Origin of the sequence: Fibrella aestuarina BUZ 2 (assembly GCF_000331105.1) — a bacterium.
GTDB lineage: Bacteria > Bacteroidota > Bacteroidia > Cytophagales > Spirosomataceae > Fibrella > Fibrella aestuarina.
In genome coordinates this window covers 43,304-61,349 of the sequence record NC_019012.1, presented here as the reverse complement: position 1 = coordinate 61,349, position 18,046 = coordinate 43,304, and the positions used below count along the sequence as shown (strand labels likewise).

Sequence of the window (18,046 nt, the reverse complement as noted above, 5' to 3'; positions counted from 1 at the left end):
TATCAACTCCTGCGCGTACCAAACCACTTACATCCATGCTTTTTGACGCTTACAAAACGCTGCTGGGCCTTTACGCCGACATGACAGCCTCCACGATGGACGTAACGGCCCTGATTGAGTCGAAAATCAGGGCGGTGGCCGGCATTGGGGCGTTGGTGTACATCTTCTCGCGGCTCATTCCCCAAGTAATGCGCTCCGAGTCGATTGATTTCTTCCCGTACCTGCGCCCGTTTATGCTGATGGTGCTAATCGGTTTGTCGCCCCGCATTTGCAACGGCATCGACAAACTGGGCGAAAGTATCCGCACGGCGGTTGAACGGCAGAACGGTACATTGTACGAGAAGATTGCCGAGCAGACGAAGCTGCTACAGCAAACCGTCGATGCCAAATGGCAGGAGATTGGTGAACACCCCGAACTATTCCGACAGGTTGACCCGTCGTTTAACCCTGATGCCTTCGGGTCGAGCCTAAAACTGAGCTTTGCTGAGTACTCAGAAAAGTTTAAGTATGAATTGCTCTCCTACACGCAGGACATCCTGCTGGCTCTGATGCAATTGGCCGAGTGCATTCTATTCCTGATCTCGTTCACTTACCGGCTCGTGCTACGAATGGGCGCACCCCTTGCCATCGCGCTCGCGGTGTTTCCGGGCATGGCAAATAATATTGCCGAGTGGTTTGGCAAGTATATTAACTACACCCTGCTCCCGACGGTCGCAGCCGTGTATTCGTCCATTGCCTTCAAAGTCACGCTGAAGTACCTCAGCTACTACGACCCAAAAACCATTGTGTTGGGCAACGCGGGAGGGGCCGAGGCCCACACGCCTGAGTACATGGGGCTGGCATTCATTGGTATTCTGGTGATGTGCCTGATCGGCTATTGCCAGGTGCCGTCCATGACTAATATGCTGGTAACCGTAGGTGGCGTTGGCGCGATGGTGCAGGGAGCCACCAGTCTGGCTAAGTCAGGTGCGGGCACGGTGGCCTCACCCGTCACGAAACCACTTAAAGCGGCAGGCCACACCGTAGCAGCCCGCATGGGCAATAGCGTAGCAACCAACGTCACCAACGTAGCGCGATTTGGGGGGAACATGGCCGCAGGCGTAGCCAAATCACCATTCACGATGGCCGCGCACGTCGCAGGAGGTGCGGCAAGGGGAGCACGAGCCGGAGCCGCTTCGGGCGGCAGTACGTTCAGCCGGGGCGTAAAAGGAATTGCCGGTGGCGTGGCTGGAGCTGTCATCGGTACGGGAGCCGGGGCAGTGGCGGCTGCTCACGGAGCCACCGTAGGAGCCTACCGCAAGACGTACCCCAAGAAGGAAAATCGACTCTAAAACATTGCTTTTGAACAAGGCGTACCGCAAACTCTTTAGCTAAACAGTCTATGAATCACTATCATAACAACTTACTGATCAGGCATAAGCATATGCTATTGATCAGCACAACAGGTTTAACGTTACTGGCGCTTGTCGTCGTAGGTAGCATTGTTTGGAGCTTCGGGCTTTACCGACAGGCTACCCAAAACACCTACGTTTTTCATCAGAAGGGGGCGGCTGTTGCCATTTATGATGAACGTATTCAACAACCAATTTCCATATCACATACAGCCAAAACCGACCGTGATACCCAATGAAAGAGCTACTGCAATTAGAGAAAGATTTTCAGCGCGGACGTTGGTTGTTGATGGCCGCGTTTGGGTTCAGTTTCGTGGTGGCTCTCACGGCGGTAGGGCTTGCCTTTAAATACAGTAATGAGTTCAGTAAGCGCATTTACCTCGTCAATCGGGGTGAGGCTATACAAGTTACCTGCGGCAGCGTAACCGATAATCGCCCGGCAGAATTGCGCCATCATGTCGGTCGTTTCCACGAACTATTCTTTACCGTTTCGCCCGACCCAAAGTCAATCGACGAGAACATCCGACGAGCCATGTTTCTCTGCGACGAGTCCGCCAAGCGACTGTATAATAACCTATCAGAGCAGAATTTTTACCGAGACATGGTGCAGGGTAACGTTACGCAACGGGTGCAAATCGACTCAGTCGTGGCCGACCTGCGGCACTACCCATACCGGGCTATCACGTATGCCCGGCTGGTACAGGAGCGGGCTACGGCCATTGTGCACCGGAGCTTGGTAACGGAAACTAATTTGGTTGATGTGAACCGTAGCGATAATTCACCGAACGGCTTACTCATGCGCGACTTCCATATTCTTTCGTCCCGCGTCACGCAGGAATACAACAAATAGCATGGGACTGTTTCGCACAACGAACAAGACTACACAACCCGAACGCTCACCCGAACAACACCCGGCTTTTCGGCTGGGAGCGTGGGCGGCAACGTACCTGCTGCGTTTGGAACAGCGGCTTGCTAATGGGCTAAACCAGGGGCAGCATCGGATTGGGTTTCGGCTTAGAAATGCCTTTCTGGCCCTATTGGCTCTATTTTTTCTACTCTATTTTATTGCCTTACTCACGCAATGACACCTGCTGAACAATCACCAAAAGCCCCTTTTTTTGATACATCCATTGAGGAAACACCTGCACCGGGTAGCGAAACGGTGCAGAAAGGGAAGGCAGGCCGTAAACAGATTATGCTACTGATTGGCGGCTTTGCCTTTTTGCTGGGCGTTGCCATCTTCGGTTTCCTTGGAGGCTTCATTGGGTCAGATACCCCACCTAAACCCGGCGAACTGTCCGATGGGGGTGCCTCCTCACTGGCCCCGCCCGAAGCACGTCCGCACGGTCTCGACGCGCGGGAGAAATACGACAAGTACGGCTACGATGGGGCTTCGCTCAACCCGAACGCAACCGGGGCGATGGATCGTCAGGCAGCTTCAGGTACGCAACTGTTGACGGGCAAAGACCCCTCGCTGGCACGTGGCTCGAACGAGTCGCTGACGGAAGCAGATCTAAACAGTATCGGGAAACAAACCCGGCAAACTACCCAACCCTATATCACGGCCACGGAATGTAAAGCCGCCCGGCGCAGTGCGCTGAATCGCCAATTCGATCATCAGCAGGCCGAACGGGATGCTATTTATAGAACCATGCATCGGTCGCCCAAGGGGAAAGAGCAATTGACTGAGGAACGTTTGGCCCGACGCGAACGCGAGCTGGATCAGAAAACGGCGGATGCACTGCTGCGGCACATTGACCGCGCAAACGGACAATTTGCCCAACCGACAACGACGGGGGTGTCATCAGATGCCTCGTTGCAGATGGCCGACTACAAACAGTTGAAAGCGAAGTACAACGGTACGTTGCCGGCTTCGTATCAAAAGCTTTTTAGCCGTGAGATAGCGGCAGAGCAGGCAGCCCAGCAGGGTGAGGGAGCATCGATGGGCGAGGGCCAATTGGCGGACCCGATGAACACCCAAACGCGAAAGGCAATAAACATGAGCAATACAGGCTTTTATGGACTTTCTGCCTCAGGAGCCCAATTAGATACTCCCTCCTCCCCTGCCACCCAATCAATCCCGGCTGTCGTTCACGGCGACGGTGATGCCGTGACGGTGCAGAACGGCAGTACGCTCAACATTCGACTGCTGGAAGACACTCCTTTGCGACTAAACGGAAAGGTTGTAAAGCTACCTGCCCATACACTTTTGGCAGGTACGTGTAGCATGAGTGCCGACCGGGTGAACGTGATCATTACGAGTGTCCGGCTGGGGAGCGACATCTACCCAATTCGCCTAACTGCTTACGACTTAGATGGTCGGGCGGGACTTGCCGTGCCAAAACTGGCCGATAAAAACCGTTTGGCTCAGGGCGTGGGCAGTTCCGCTGGACAGGCTATTTCATCGCCCTACTACTTCGTTCCGCAAGGTTCGTTTGGGCAACAGGTCGGCAGTCAGTTGGCGATGCAGGTTACCAATACGGCCTTCCAGGGGGTACGTTCCTTCGTGCAGTCGAAATTGGCTTCGGTGAAAGTGACCGTGAAACCAAACTACCGAATCTTCCTTCGGGCCGATCAAACCACTCATGATTTTACTAACTGATTTATACTCTTCACAATCCTATGATACGCTTCATCTTACTCTATTTCATTGCCTTTACGCCCCTTACAGTAAGTGCTCAACGGAGCCGCTCAACAACCCGGCCTGTCAAACTAACGATGCCACTTAAACCGTTAGTTGGCAAGTCCTTTCAGACTGTTGCGACAACTCAGAAAAGCAACTATCACGCGCTGGCTCTTCTCACTACTACCCTGTCGAAGTCGGCAGTATCATCAACGGCCCAACGATCAACTGGCCCCAAATCGGCAGTTACAGCACTCGAAACGCCTGTCCGCATAGCAAACCCGGAGTTGGTTGATCGGGTACGTGCCAAGCCGTATCTGCTACCCATCGACCGTTCGGCGGTGAAAGGATCGTACCCACTTGGCATTTCAGACCGCAAGACGACGCACATCATCTTTCCGGCTAAGATAAAGGAGTTTGATGCCGGGACCGACTACGTGCTGGCGCAAGTACCCGAAACCGTCACCAACGTCCTGCGCGTTAAAGCCAACCCGAATGCGAAAGTGTTTTGCCAGTCCGATTCCGGCAAGGAGACCAACATGACGGTCATTACTGAGGACGGCGGCTTCTTCTCGTTCCTGATCCGCTACCAGGAAGAGCCGGAGATTTTGAATATCAACATGGCGAACAATGTGACCGCCGATGACTACACCAGCCGCTCGTTGGGCATCAATCGGTCAGCCGCTATTACGTTTGTGCAATCGACAACGGCCAACGGGATGCCGATGCCGGAGAGTGATTTACAAAATCATTGTGAGCGCGTCAACGACCGCAAGCCCTTTGTCCGAAATATTGGGGCTTCTTCCATGCGAATCACCAGCATGGTTACGGGCATCTACGTAGCGGATAAAGTGCTGTATCTGCAATTCAATCTTCGCAACGATAGCCACATCGACTACGAAGCCGACTTCATGAAGTTCTACGTCCGCGACAAGGAGAAGCTGAAGCGCATGGCCGCACAGGAGATTGAGCTAAAACCTTACAGTCGATACCCAAGCGAACCCAAGCTGCTGCGGGCCAAAACAGAACAGACTCTTGTATATGCTTTGCCCTTAACCACACTCACTGAAGACAAAGTCATCGACGTGGAATTGTATGAGAAAAACGGCGGTCGCCACCTCCGCTATCAAATTGAAGCCGACGTACTGTTGTTAGCCAAACCGCTTTGAGCCATGAAAAACTACTGCATTTTCGTATTTGTATTGACTGGTTTCAGCATCACGTCTGCCTGCGGGCAGTCGCACCTGAAAGGACAGCGTTTCTTCGACGTGCAAGCTGGTGTCGCCGATGGGCCTTGGGCAAAGCATAATGACATAGGTTGGCTGGGTACGTTCAGCACGGGCCGGTACAATCGTCAATACAATGCCTGGAAGGTTTCGGTTAGCTACGTGCAGAAGACAGTACGCGGAGAGGATTCCCTTTCTACAGGAACGGTACGACAGTTTGCAGTTGGCTGGGGCTATGAATTTAACCTGTGGCGCAATGCCTTCCGCACTCGCTTTGTGCGCGGCTCCGTGCAACCCCTCCTACTCTACGAAACCACGCCCACCCGTCCAGCCCAAATGATGGCCGATAGTTTGTGTTCAACCATGCCGACTACATCCCGATGGCTACTGGGTGTTGACGCTGGCATTGACTTCGAGTTGTCGCCCGTCGTCGTCAGCCTTCGGCAACGCTGGCAACCAAAGTCCACGCTCCAGCCGTTTCACACGCTAATCAGTGTGGGGTGGCGATGGCATTGACAAAAACGTATTCGGTACATACTTAGGCAACATCACAAAGCGTAGTAAGCCGACAAACAAAGCGGGGTGACTGACCAACAAATAGTTGGTCAATCACCCCGCTTTGTACCTTTTGCCCTCAACTATCTTTTTCCCCTCTACCTAATCCACCCGTCAACCGTTCAGAAAATAACGCCTGAATGCCTGAAATGCCTCTAATTTACCTAAACAGGTGGTACAGGCGGTGCCTCGCCCATTTACGGGACCTTCATAATGCCAATCAAGAACTGTAATGATGTGTCCGGCGTAGTCACTGAGATATAACCGATCAGTATCAGCATCAGCCATTAAATACATCACTTCCTGCGGGGTAGTATCTTTTGGTGCATCAGCAGACAATTTAATGCCCTTCCATTTCGCGAAAGGGGACCCTTTGCCAAGCAAGTATAAGTTTAGATGCTTGGCTTTGTCGTGGTCTCCCTGAGGTATAAACTCGGCGGATGCGCTTGATGCCCTCTCTCCTTTGATTGTAAAGTAGAAAATCAGTTGGGTTTGGTCGGGAGCGTACCCACTGAAAATGATTGTCTTTTCATAGCCGTTCACGGATTGCCCATAGCTCGGCTCCATCCAACCCAAGAACAGGACGAAGGCCAGTGATAACGTCAGTAAAATTGTTCTGTACATACTCGAACGGGTTATTCTGGAAATAGATGGCAATTGATAAATCTGTGAGAAAAAGCTATTAATTTCATCAACTTAGCTCCCAGTGGATAAGTCAGTCGTTATAGCAACTATGTAGAATTGCGTGCTACGATTCAACCAGCGGTATGAACCTACTCAGTGCCTTCTCACGCTCAGTTGCGTTGAGTGGGTAAAAGTAAACAACATCGTTTACTAAACTCACGGCATCCCAATGACCCATACTATCGCGATAGATAACCGAGTAGCCAGCTAAACTGCCGAGGTCGGTGCGGATGTCGGCCAGTACATTTTCAATATCATTCGTCACACTCCGGTTGCCTAAGTCCAGATCTACGATGACGATGATATTGCCTTCAATCGAGTAGGTATAGTCAGCGCGGATGGGCGTATTTCTCATGTTCAAAAGCAGCTTCTTAGTGATAGCAATTTCTAAAATGTAGGCCCCTCCCACTCGCTTCCGCCATAATACTCGTCCAATGCCAACGTCTTCATTGCATCCTGCTCGGCTACTGTGCGACTCTGGAAGCGTTCGGGATCGTCGATGCCCTCGGCAATGACAATGTTTACTACCTCACCCAAACTATCCCGCACTTCGTAGACCGAAACCGATTCCTGCCTGACAAAGACAAACCTCACGTCATCGTAACTGCCTCCATCCAGTACTTTATCTTCGTTGTTCTCCACAGAAGTCTCCATCGTTGTAGTTGTTTAGTTGGATAGTCAAATATACAACTATTTTTCTATCGCCACTTAAACACCCACTTTGTTTTGTCGTATTAATGGCTTCGGAACGGCTGGCTGTCGTTCATCGGACTGTTGGACCAATGGCTTCTCGTGATGGTGCATAACCGCTACATCGGACGACTGATGTTGACGTTCACGCTTGGTCGGTGGACCGGGCGTAAGATCATGCCGATCTTCCATTGCCCTACAGAACTGAGCTACCTCCCGATAGTTAAAGCTTGTTTTCGCCGTATTCTTACCCGTCACATCAATGCGGCTGGCGACTATATGGAAATGTTCGTGTTCCCGATCACGGTGCCGAAACGCCACCATCGGGTTGTTCTCCATACCGAATGTCCGGGCAAAAGACTGGCAGATACCCACCATCACTTGGGCGGGTGGGCATTCGCCAATGGGAAACGAAAAGCTTTGATGCCACACCGGCTTACGGGTACGTTCATTCAACGCGGCCATCGACTGCATGGTGGTTGCCATTGCTTCTAAGTTCAAACGGCTCTTGGATTCGGTGCGTAGTCGGTCGTCGGTGAGAGTGGTTACGCTGAGGTGCTGGGCGTAGATCAGTTCGCCACGGATGCGCGAGCGGTCAAGGCTGTGATTCGACCGCGTTTCGTAATAACAGTAGTGCATGGCCCCCAAAAAGCTGGAGCCAAAGCGGGCCACTTTGCCAATCATGATTTATAAACGGTCTCGTAGCTGTCGCGGATTTGTGTCAGGATTTGGAGCAGCGTTGAGTTACCAATTGATGTTGTCTCCTCTTGCTGAATGTCGCGGATCAGACCATCAAGCAGCGTGATCGTGGATAAGCGAGTCTTGTTCTGCTCGCAAAATTTATACACCTGCTGACTGATTGCCCCTACCTGATACACGATGTCCCGAATATCTTGAGCATAGATTGCGTCCGCGTCGGCCCGTTGGCTGATGAACCAAAGAGCCGTTGTTAACCGGTCGAGCTTAGACAATTGAGCGGTCACGTCAGCAGGAAGCTTTTGGAAGACGGGCAGGCGGTCTAACTGCCCCAAAACACCCGTCCGTAATAGTGTTGACACACTCACACCCGATTGCTGGCTCAATTTTTTAAGCTGTTCCTCTTCCGTTTTCGTAAGCCGCACGTAGACACCCTTCGACCGGGTTTCGGGTGTTTTTTGATCACCTGCTGCTGGTTCACTTCTACCTGTTTTCTCACTCATAGCTACCCGCTGTATATACAAAAACATAGCTTGCTACACACTCCGTTTCGAGTTGCAGTGAGCAACCGGGTTGTCGCTTGCATCATAATAATCTCTTTCAACTGGGATGCAACCGTTGCCTAAGTTGCCTTGAGCAAACCAATTACCGGGGTTGCCACAGCCAACACTAGAAACATAGTTGCTAAAGTTGCTCCAGTTGTATGAGTTGCAAATATGTACTTAATTATTTTATTTTGTTTAATTTTTTACATATTCAACCAACATGAGCAGCAAGATCATTACTATCCATACGTCCAAAGGCGGGATGGGAAAATCAACCCTAACCGTGATTCTGGCCTCCTATCTCGCGTATGTAGCCCGTCAGCGCGTGATTGTGTTTGACTGCGATCCGCCCCAACATTCTATCACGGATTTACGCGAAGAGGAAGTTACGGGTTTGGCATTGCTGACCGAAGCGTATCAGCACGTACCCACACCTGAACTGCTCCATATAGCACAGCCTTACACAAGCGCGAACGATCAGGCGGCTTTCGAGCGGTATCGGCATAATCGGCAACAGGAATTAGTTGACCACTATCCGATCCACGCCCTGCCCTCATCTGCTTTGCAGGAACTCGACATGAACCGGGTGCGGGAAGATTTCGATTACATTTTTCTGGATATGGGCGGGCAATTCAACGCAGGCATCATCCGGGCCTTAGCCGAGACCGACGTATTGCTCGTGCCGTTTACCACGCAACAGGTCGATGTGGCCGCATCTATTCAATACGTAGGGGCAATCATTGACTATGTACAGAATAGGCAGCTACCCAACTACCTAACGATTCGCTGCTTCTGGAACAAGTTCAAATTCACGTTCGGCAAACGGGCCGATGCCCTGGAAGCGTACCTAACCAGTATTTTTAAAAACGATGCGATCCCCGTAACGTTTCTGAAGACCCGCCTAAACGATGCTGATGCCGGTTTTGATCGGGCCAAGATGCTCACGACCATCTCCTCCCCGGTTGTGGTGCCTGCGGGCCGGTATGTTCGACGAAAGGAAGACACGAAACCTGCCGAGTGGCGGGAGGCCCAATACCTTCAGGACATAGTCAATCTGATCTGCGAGGTTGATGCAATCACAACCCAAACCACTACGTACTAATGGACCTTGACAAGTACCGCCGGAACACACCTATAACCTCCGAATCAACTTCTTCGGTCGCGCCCTCAGTACCGCCCGAAGCACCGATCTTAAACGGTTCAGCCGACGCAATCCGCCAAAAAACCAGTCGGTATCGAAGCTATGTCAACGCGGAAAATTCAACGCCTGAATCTGAAGTTCAAATTCCTACTCAGGAATTAGCTGATTCCGTAAAGGCCGTAACGAATCTGGACGTACCTGAAGCAGCGAAAGGCAATAAATTTAAGTCAGGACGTAACGGGCGAATAGCGAAAAAGTTATCGGTTAATAGGCCAACAGCAACCCGACGAAAAGAAGCTCCATCCTTGTCTGGTGTGAAAATCGTGTTTCTTGATGAAACCATGCGGGAGGAGTATATTCAGATAGCTGGCTATTTGATGGTAAAGTATCGGGTCAAGTTGACCATGACGGCCTACTTCTGCTTCCTGCACGAGATAGCTATAAGCCAGCAGACTGACGAATCGTTTCTTTCCAATCTGGCGCGATTTGCAAAATCCGAGTCCTCTAACTCATAGCTATGCTGTTAGCAATTTCAACCTCAACATTTCTTGTAGTCGCCACCGTTGCCCTGTTGGTTTGGGCAGGTGGGGTACTCTACTTCACGGGTCGCGCCAAAGCTAAAAAGACCACCCGCCCCACTCCGACTTTGCAATCGTTCTTTCAGCCCACTGCCGGAAAGGTTGCCGTGGACGTACCTATGCCAATGGCTTCGTACAGACGGAGCGAGCTTATCTCATTAGCAAAACCTGGGCGAAACCCCGCCATAGGAGAGCAGGCTGTACCTGTATCAACCGAAGCAGCCAGCAACGCAACCACGCCCCCCTCCTCCCCTGCCGAACCAGAGTTGGATGACCCGACGTTTGCACCCGCCGACGAGGAGCAGCAGCCACCCATTGCGGTCTATGATAATCAGACGACCACTCCCGTCACAGAGCCAGTTGCTTCTCCAGGTACGTTCAAACTTTCGGTCAACCGCCAACTCCTGAGCCGACTACTCAGTGACGATTCTCTTTGTGAAGAATTTGAAGCCGTTCGAGCCTCAACCTTGGAACAGCAACGCGAAACGGGACGTACCTACGGCGCACTCTTCCGGGAAGCCCTGGCAGACAAACCCGCCGACGTGCAGGCAGTATTGCTGAATCTACTCACCGAAGAAGAGGAAGAAGACTTCGACCGGGCCTTACCAACGTAACCGTAAGGCTACGGATTATCCCGTTGTACATCGGGCTACGGGGTACGAATTGCTTAAATTCTTGTCGTCAAAGCCGTTGATTTTGCACTTCAAGAAGATATTTCCTTATTTGGCTACTTAGCTATTTACGTTTAGTGGTATATGGGGAAGGAATACATCTACGTGTTGAGTGAGCAAGGCCGCCAGACTGACTTGATCAAGGTTGGTAGAACCGAAATTCATCCATTTATACGTGCGCAAGCACTGTCAAAAGGGCAACCCGATGCTAAAACAGTCGAATGGCATATGGAGGTACCCGATTCAAGAATAGCTGAAAAGTTGGCCCACACGGCCCTTAAAAAATATAGGTACAACGGGGAATATTTTCAAATAGACCCGTGTGCTGCCGTCGCGATTATTAAGAAGAAAGTTGTCGGGCATTTTAAACTCACTGAGACTTTCTGCTACGACGGCGATAAACTTCGAGCACAAGCGAAGATACTTGCAGCACAACCTCCTGCTTCGATACCGACAGCAAAACCCAAGTTGAGTAAGCCGACCAAATCAACTCTGAGTGAGATTAAACCCGAGCAGGAGTCAACTCTGGTTTCACAGGAGAATTTAAATCACTTGGATAGACTTGAAAAGTTTGTCCATGATGTCCATGCTAAGTGGCAAAAGACACATCGAGGGTTGGGAGGGTTGTTTTCGAAAGTCGTTGGTGATGAAGGCGAGGCTTATATACTGAAGATTTTATCCAACAAACATGGTTTTGATGCTGTCTTGACACCGGCCAGCCAAACCCCTGTTGATGTGTTCGGAATCAAATGGCGCGGCTATTTTTATCACATCGTGATGGTTCAGGTGAAGACTTCAACAGAAAAATCAGTTTATAAGCTCAACTCAAAAGAGCTGACTGCTATTACAGATTTTGGCCGGTTTGTCAAGGAGGAGTATCTAAATTCCCCACTCTATGAGTCATTCAATCAAAAACCGGTTGCCTTCTCAGTCGGATTAGCCAACGTTAAAAATCATCGCCCAAATCAGCCCCGTTGTACATTGGTCGAGGCCGAATTTATAAACTGGTATTGGAGCAAGTTACCCAGAGATAAAGTGGCTCGTATTAAAGAGTTAATTGACGAAACGCACGTTTTAAGATAACCTGCCATGCAAATAGAATGGGTACGTTGTCTCACCTATGAGGAAGCACGAAACTACCGTCATTGCATCTACTTACATGAGTGGGACGGCAAGCCTTTTTATTGGGGCAAGGTTCAAAACAGCTTCTTTGGGGGCCATATGCGAACAACAAATGGGTATAGAGCCAGTGGTCGGTATAATGTAGGCTACCGGCACTGGATTGAAGGTTGCCTGCGGCATGGAGCCGAGCTTTATTTAGGAAAATTACCTTTAAATGGCGTGTACACGATAGACCAGGTGGAAAACTATCTGATAATGGCGTACCCAAGTGAGATGAATTCAAAATGTACTAAAACTATTACCCCGCTTGATTTGACCCACGTTGGAGATGTGCCACCTATTTTACTGGCTATTTAACAGTCACTATTTCATTCCTAAAACACCTTTCCCCTTGATTCGCGCGGCACAGGGCAGGGTCTTTTCGGGAGCGACCGACCGCGCAGCGGTGAGGGAGTGGAGGGAAAGATGCGGCCCGACGCGCCCGGCTGGGAATGGCCCGCAGGGCGTTTCCCAGCCGTACCCCTTGATTCTTTTTTATAAATACATAGCTGACTATTTTACTAATCAGCTATTAAATTATTTTATATTCCGCGCTGATACCCGTAGGCATCGGCGCGGCTGGTGGTTAGGCTACGAGTTCGGCGGCTGGCTCTGGTTCGTTTTCAGTTTCCATCCGGCGTTTCAGGTCGGCAACTTCTGCTTCTAATTGGTGTAGTTGGGCCTCCTGCCGGAAAGGTTGGGCCAATTTGCGGCTAAACTCCTGTTCAATCAGCCGGGCGCGTTCCAGTTCGTGGCGCAGGTTGGCGGGGGCTTCATAGGCACGGGCAACGGCGGCTTTGAGCGACGAAAATAGCCCGTTCGATGAACCCACCACGCCCGATAAACTACGGCCCCAACTGTACCGCACTACGGCCTGACCGGGCAAAAAGTCGCCTATTAATTCCTGTGAACGCTCCCCGGTTAGGGTCAACGTCAGGCCGTTTATCTGGATGCTTCTTGCTTCCTCAACTCTGCGTTTAACAAGTCCCTTAACCTGCTCTATCAGGTGTTGTACAGCTTCGCCCCACTTCTCGGCATAAACAACACCGTTAATCGTTACGCCCGTCAGGGTGTAGGGGTCGCCAAAACAAGCCCGCAACTCGGCGGCTTCCTCTTCCAACTGATTTAGTAGCGGTGTACTGTGCCGGACGAACCGCCCGGCGTTTTCTACCTGATATTGGGCATCCATCAACCCGCGTTGCCAGTTCTTACGGGCTTGCTGCACCCGCGATAGTTCAAGCTGGCGCGTGGTGTATAGCAAAGCGTATTGCGAACCGGATAACGTCGCCATCATCTGGTCGAACGACATGGCGGAAAAATCATCGTCCGCGCTGATGTCGGCCATTTGGTCATCGGCAATGTGGCCTTTTAGTACCTGATTGATAAATTTTTGCTTAATCGCTAACCGACCGTAGGCGGTCGCGTCGAGCGTTTTTTCTACGCCGTAGGTCAGGATTTCAACCGGGATGCCCCAAACGGCGTGTAAGTTGCCCTGCCGGATGAGTCGCCCGTTACGCTGCTCAAAATCAGTCGGGCGGTTAGGTGCGTCCATGTGGTGAACAGCTACTAAACGTTCCTGCACATTCACGCCAACGCCTGCCCGTTCCGACGTACCCAACAACACCCGAACCGCGCCGGTACGTACTTTGGCAAACAACGGTTCGCGTTTGTCAGCTTCGACGGGTACAATCGCAATTTCATCAGCCGGTACACCCTGCGCGATTAGTTTAGCTCGTATGTCCTCGAACAAGTTAAAGCGTACTCCCTTTTGCGTTAAACCTTCTTCGTCAAACCAGTCTTTTTGAGAGGGGCTTTGATAATTGTCGGCAAAAATTAGCTGTGTTCCCCGGTACGCTGTGGATTGGTTGTAAAGACGTATCACCTCCGTTACCACCCGGTTACACTTAGACCCAGCTTCGTCGGGATTGTTGGCATCAAGCAAGCGTAAATCAATGGTCGCTTTCCGGGCTTGTCCGAAACACACTAACGGAACGTGCGAGTTATCCCGCTTGGTGGCTCCGGTCAGATTTTCAAACCAGCGTAAGGTTGTCTTGATGCTGTCCAACTCGTCGGCCACGCCTTCCGTTTGCGGAATGATAATGCGCGTATGCTGCCCGTCTTTAAGGGTTGGTAACGTCGCGTCACGTTGGAACTCAATAACGTCTTCGTTCAGCACTACGTCAACATGAGCGCGGTATAACTCCGAAAGCTGCTGCACGTTTACGAATTTTGCGAAGCGTTCAATGGCCTTAAAGTTGCCCGTGGCGGTCAATTCAAACGACTGTATCACGCTGCCGAATGCTCCGGCGAACTGGTCAAACGTGGACAGCATGGCCTTATTTAGCCGGTCGGGGGCAATAAACCGTAGGGTAGTCCACGATTCGGCCATTGTATTACTGATGGGCGTACCCGTCGCCAATACCACCCGGCCCCGCCGTGCCTGTACCGTGCGGCACTTGAACAATGCGCTTAGTGCATCCTCCGACCCTGCCGCGTCGATGCCTTTCACGTTCTGCCGAACGGTGAAAAATCCAAGTCGCTTGTATCTGTGGGCTTCGTCTAAAAACAGCGCGTCAATACCCAACTGGTCAAACGTAAGCATCTCGTCTTTTTTCCGGTCGGCCTGCCGGGCGCGACGGTTTGCTAACCGTAATTTCAATTCATTTAGCCGTTTTACGCTCATGGGTTTCTGTCGGCCCTGCCGTTCGGCTGCGGCAACGGCGTAGGCAATCCGGGCTATTTCTTCCTGAATAAATTCTTCCTCGCTGGCCGGGTCGTCAGGGATGAGCTTTAGAAAACTCTGCGGAATCAGCACCCCGTCAAAGTTATTAGTGGCAAGACGTTGTAAGAATCGTTTGCGGTTGCTGGCTTCAAGGTCGGCGGGTTGGGGTACGTAGATCAGGGCTGCGGGGTATAAGGTTCGCCACGCACGGGCAAAGTCTTTCAGGGTCGAGTTCTGCACCACAATCATAGGTTTGTGCGCCAACCCTAACCGTTTCAATTCCATTGCTGCGGTTATCATGGTGAACGATTTACCCGACCCTACAGCATGAGCTAACAAGGTGTCCTGCTCTTTGATGCGCTCCACGCCCCGGAACTGGTGTAGCCGTAGCTGAATGGCTGGCGACGCGCCGGGGTACTGTTTCAGAGCGGGTTCGTAGTATGTTTTATGTACGTGGCTATTGTAAAGCTCATTGTACACGGGTTCGATGGCCGGGCCGTGGTGGTCGCGCACATAATCAACAAACAGGTCGTTTAGGGCTTCCTGCGCCTGTACCGCCTGACTGGTCGCTTCTACGTCTTTAACCGTCCGCTCCTTTCCTTCCGCGTCGATAATGGTTTTTGTTACCACGACGGTACGGCCCTGCAAAGCGGCTTCAATTAACTGCATGGCCGTTCGGCGCGACGTACCCAACGAGCGGTTTTGCACCGACGAGACGTTACCCATGCCCTCAACTTCGTACTGACCTACCCGGTGGTTATAGCGAAGCGTTACGCAATTGGTTTGCAGCGTTTGGCTGATGAACTGTTCAATAATTGGGGTGGGAATCCAGACCGAACCCAATCGGAACGAGATTAGGGGGGCGGGTATGGTGGCCGGTAGTACGGCGGATAACGCCCGTTCATTCACGGCGTACTGTGCATCTTGCCGGGCGGCTTCGGTGGCCTGCGCTAACTTCTTCCGCACATTACCCGATAGGTACGTATCGCGGTCTTCAATTCGGCCCGATGCCGGATTCAGATACGCTAACTCAGCAACTAACAATGCGTTACGGACCTCCGTATGAGTCTGCTGCATCCAGTCGCCCATCTGCTCCACATTCACCCATCCGTATAAGCCAATGGACAGCCGTAACCCATCGGCCAACGATTCGACCCGTTGCGGGTGCTGGTGAGCCGGATGAACGCGCTGCCGGAAAATGTCAGCCTTGGCAATCGCGTACCCTGCTTTACTCGTTTGGCTCCGGCCTTCATCAATTCGGGTAATTATTTCTAACGCCTGTACGGTGGCAAACTGCGGGTCGTAGTCTTCCAAAAAAGCCAAAACCCGGTTACGGTTCAGTGTTCCAAAATACCGCGTAAAGAGTGAATATGCCTGATTCAGTTCGATACGCAAGTTGTCGGTTTCGACCTCTCCCCTACCCTCTTGTTCCGCTTTTCGCAATTGGTCAAATGCTTTTTTCAGCCGCTCGTACTGCCCGATAATAAGGCTCTGACTGTATCGCTTGCCCCGAATGGTTATTGAATCAGCAAACCGTTCGTCGGTGTGTTGTGTGGTTTTTTGGTCGTTACCGGATGCCGGGCCATTCTCGTAAACGCCTTTCGGCAATTGGTCAAGGGCTGCCGCCAATAGCTGCGGCAAGTCGGCGGGCTGCGGCTGGTATAAAGTAGGCTGGTCGGCCCGGTACAATCCGCCTTTGTTTACCTCGTGGGCAAACCGCATTTCACCCAGCATCATTTCGGGGTGGGCATGATAATACTCGTTCACGGCCAACGCGCTTACCGTGTCCTCCTCGTTCGTCTCTGCCCGAATGGTTACGGTACGTTCAAACGGGTAGGCGGCAAAGGTTCGGGCCGTGACAGTCCTTTTACGCAAAAACAGTACGTCGGTCGTTACCTGCGTTCCGGCATTGGCTTCGTGGGTGTTGGAGGGTAGGCGGATGGCTCCCAATAGTTCCGCGTCGGCTTCAACGGTCAGGAACCGCCGAAAGTCGGCCCCGGCTGCGTCGAGCGTACCCATTGACGTAATTAGGGCTACAATGCCACCGGGTTTTACTAACTGCGCCGACCTGCCGATGAAATAATTATGGATGGCAAAGGCGTTTAGTTCGGGGTGTTGTCGGTCGTACACCGTGTAACCACCAAAGGGTACGTTACCAATCACGAGGTCAAAACTTGCGGCCTGTAATTGGGGGGCCGCCCCACCGGTCTCTTCCAATCCGCAAACATGGGTTTCAACCTCCGGGTAAAGCTGTTGCAAGATGTGGCCGGATAGCCGGTCTTTCTCGACCGTGACCCACGCCGACCGTTCGCGCAAGGCTGGCGGCATCAGGCCAATGTAATAGCCAATGCCTGCGGCTGGCTCCAGAATGCGGCCACCCGTAAAACCAAACCCTTCGATGGCCTGCCACATGGCTGTTACGACGTTCGGGGCGGTATAGAATGCGTTGAGCGTCGAGGCTTCGGCGGCTGACTGTTCGGCGGGGGTCAACAGGTCGGTGAGCCGTTGCCGGGTACGCCCGTACTGATTGCCCCAACGGTTTACTGATTCGTCAAGCTCTTTTGTCGGGTTGGCCTGAGCTTGTTGCCACTGCTCAAATGCATCCGTTTTCCAGACTGCCGACAAACCACCCCAACCCGTATAGAGCGACAAGATTTGCTGTTCGTCGGGTGTGGCCGTGCGTCCCTCCTGCTCGATTCGTTTTAGTGTCTCAATAGCGGCAAGGTTCGCCCGTAGTTTGGCCCCGTTGCTGGCCGGAATAGTGAACGAATCAGCCGACAGATAGAAAAGCGCGTTAGCTGGTGTTGCCTTTAGTTCTATCCGTTCGTCAACGGTAAGTATGGTTGCGGCCTGTAGTTTTTGTTGTCCTCTTACGGGTGGTACTAACCCCGGCTGTCCAAACAGGCTGTATTGATTAGTAACAACAAGTACCGGGCGGGTATTGGTCTGACGAGTGCGGGGCGTTGGGTAGCGCGTCATAATTAGCTGAATAGTTTAACACTATAAAGATAGCTAACTATTCAGTTATATAAATATTTAATGCATTCTATATCAACCTTTTACAACCCGCTTGATTAAGGCCATTTTTGCCACTACCCCTTTGATTCCATTATTGCAGTTCTACTTCTTCGGCGTAAACCTTGAAGGTCAGATCGTGATTTGTAGCCGAAACGAATTCATACATCACACGGCCCTGTCTTTCCTGATTAATCGGCTTCTCCGATACCCAACCCTCCCGCCCGGCAGGCACTAAAGCACCCAAACGAACCAAAAGTTTGGCTCGTCGATAGTTGCCTTCGGGTGGTTTGGGAATTTGCATTTTCATTAGCCAATTAAATCAATAGCTGGATAGTTGCCTATCCA

The 18,046-nt window shown here is 51.7% G+C and carries 18 protein-coding genes; 11 read left to right on the top strand and 7 right to left on the bottom strand.

The features are described 5' to 3' along the window. The first annotated feature begins 35 nt into the window (after positions 1-35). Genes FAES_RS28360 through FAES_RS28335 form a run of 7 tightly spaced genes read left to right on the top strand, consistent with a single transcriptional unit; the run spans position 36 to position 5,756 of the window. Positions 36-1,331 (top strand): TraJ family protein, encoded by a 1,296-nt coding sequence (locus FAES_RS28360; protein ID WP_015056734.1) that lies wholly within the window; start codon positions 36-38, stop codon positions 1,329-1,331. Positions 1,332-1,381: 50 nt separating this feature from the next. Beyond that, a complete protein-coding gene (locus tag FAES_RS29860; protein ID WP_015056733.1) occupies positions 1,382-1,630 on the top strand; it encodes a hypothetical protein in 249 nt (82 codons plus the stop codon). Next, positions 1,627-2,241 carry a conjugative transposon protein TraK gene (gene traK / locus FAES_RS28355; RefSeq protein ID WP_015056732.1) on the top strand — a complete coding sequence of 205 codons (615 nt, stop codon included), beginning with the start codon at positions 1,627-1,629 and terminating at the stop codon, positions 2,239-2,241. Before FAES_RS29860 ends, traK begins: the two co-directional genes overlap by 4 nt. 1 nt (position 2,242) lies before the next feature. After that, on the top strand, positions 2,243-2,476 hold the full coding sequence (locus FAES_RS28350) for a hypothetical protein (protein WP_015056731.1): 234 nt from the start codon (positions 2,243-2,245) through the stop codon (positions 2,474-2,476). Continuing rightward, a complete protein-coding gene (gene traM / locus FAES_RS28345; protein WP_015056730.1) occupies positions 2,473-3,993 on the top strand; it encodes a conjugative transposon protein TraM in 1,521 nt (506 codons plus the stop codon). The genes FAES_RS28350 and traM overlap by 4 nt, the downstream gene beginning before the upstream one ends. Before the next feature lie 20 nt (positions 3,994-4,013). After that, the gene (gene traN, locus FAES_RS28340; protein WP_015056729.1) at positions 4,014-5,183 is read left to right on the top strand and encodes a conjugative transposon protein TraN; all 1,170 of its coding nucleotides are present in this window, start codon (positions 4,014-4,016) and stop codon (positions 5,181-5,183) included. A gap of 3 nt (positions 5,184-5,186) precedes the next feature. Continuing rightward, entirely contained in the window at positions 5,187-5,756 is a 570-nt protein-coding gene (locus FAES_RS28335) for a conjugal transfer protein TraO (RefSeq protein ID WP_015056728.1), read from the top strand. Between the two features lie 153 nt (positions 5,757-5,909). Here FAES_RS28335 and FAES_RS28330 read toward each other — a convergent pair whose 3' ends face one another. From FAES_RS28330 to FAES_RS28310, 5 genes are all read right to left on the bottom strand, one after another. After that, the gene (locus FAES_RS28330; protein WP_041259692.1) at positions 5,910-6,419 is read right to left on the bottom strand and encodes a hypothetical protein; all 510 of its coding nucleotides are present in this window, start codon (positions 6,417-6,419) and stop codon (positions 5,910-5,912) included. Positions 6,420-6,543: 124 nt separating this feature from the next. Continuing rightward, positions 6,544-6,834 (bottom strand): hypothetical protein, encoded by a 291-nt coding sequence (locus FAES_RS28325; protein WP_041259733.1) that lies wholly within the window; start codon positions 6,832-6,834, stop codon positions 6,544-6,546. Positions 6,835-6,866: 32 nt separating this feature from the next. Then, entirely contained in the window at positions 6,867-7,133 is a 267-nt protein-coding gene (locus FAES_RS28320; protein WP_015056725.1) for a hypothetical protein, read from the bottom strand. A gap of 54 nt (positions 7,134-7,187) precedes the next feature. Continuing rightward, a complete protein-coding gene (locus FAES_RS28315; RefSeq protein ID WP_015056724.1) occupies positions 7,188-7,853 on the bottom strand; it encodes a relaxase/mobilization nuclease domain-containing protein in 666 nt (221 codons plus the stop codon). Then, positions 7,850-8,368, bottom strand: a complete 519-nt coding sequence (locus FAES_RS28310) for a plasmid mobilization protein (protein WP_015056723.1) — start codon at positions 8,366-8,368, stop codon at positions 7,850-7,852. The genes FAES_RS28315 and FAES_RS28310 overlap by 4 nt, the downstream gene beginning before the upstream one ends. A gap of 262 nt (positions 8,369-8,630) precedes the next feature. Here FAES_RS28310 and FAES_RS28305 point away from each other — a divergent pair, with 262 nt between their 5' ends. The 4 genes from FAES_RS28305 to FAES_RS28290 all read left to right on the top strand — a co-directional run bounded on the left by FAES_RS28305 (position 8,631) and on the right by FAES_RS28290 (position 11,883). After that, complete coding sequence (locus tag FAES_RS28305) at positions 8,631-9,512, top strand: ParA family protein (RefSeq protein WP_015056722.1); 882 nt, start codon at positions 8,631-8,633, stop codon at positions 9,510-9,512. Next, entirely contained in the window at positions 9,512-10,066 is a 555-nt protein-coding gene (locus tag FAES_RS28300) for a hypothetical protein (RefSeq protein ID WP_015056721.1), read from the top strand. The genes FAES_RS28305 and FAES_RS28300 overlap by 1 nt, the downstream gene beginning before the upstream one ends. Positions 10,067-10,068: 2 nt before the next feature. Further along, entirely contained in the window at positions 10,069-10,743 is a 675-nt protein-coding gene (locus tag FAES_RS28295; RefSeq protein WP_015056720.1) for a hypothetical protein, read from the top strand. A gap of 141 nt (positions 10,744-10,884) precedes the next feature. Further along, entirely contained in the window at positions 10,885-11,883 is a 999-nt protein-coding gene (locus tag FAES_RS28290; protein ID WP_015056719.1) for a GIY-YIG nuclease family protein, read from the top strand. 664 nt (positions 11,884-12,547) lie between these two features. Here the strand turns inward: FAES_RS28290 and FAES_RS28285 are convergent. Together FAES_RS28285 and FAES_RS28280 are read right to left on the bottom strand one after the other, a co-directional pair. Then, positions 12,548-17,662: a helicase-like domain-containing protein gene (locus FAES_RS28285; protein ID WP_015056718.1), complete on the bottom strand. Its 5,115-nt coding sequence runs from the start codon at positions 17,660-17,662 to the stop codon at positions 12,548-12,550. A 130-nt stretch (positions 17,663-17,792) separates the two neighbouring features. Next, positions 17,793-18,002 carry a hypothetical protein gene (locus FAES_RS28280; RefSeq protein WP_148289621.1) on the bottom strand — a complete coding sequence of 70 codons (210 nt, stop codon included), beginning with the start codon at positions 18,000-18,002 and terminating at the stop codon, positions 17,793-17,795. Positions 18,003-18,046 lie beyond the last annotated feature (44 nt).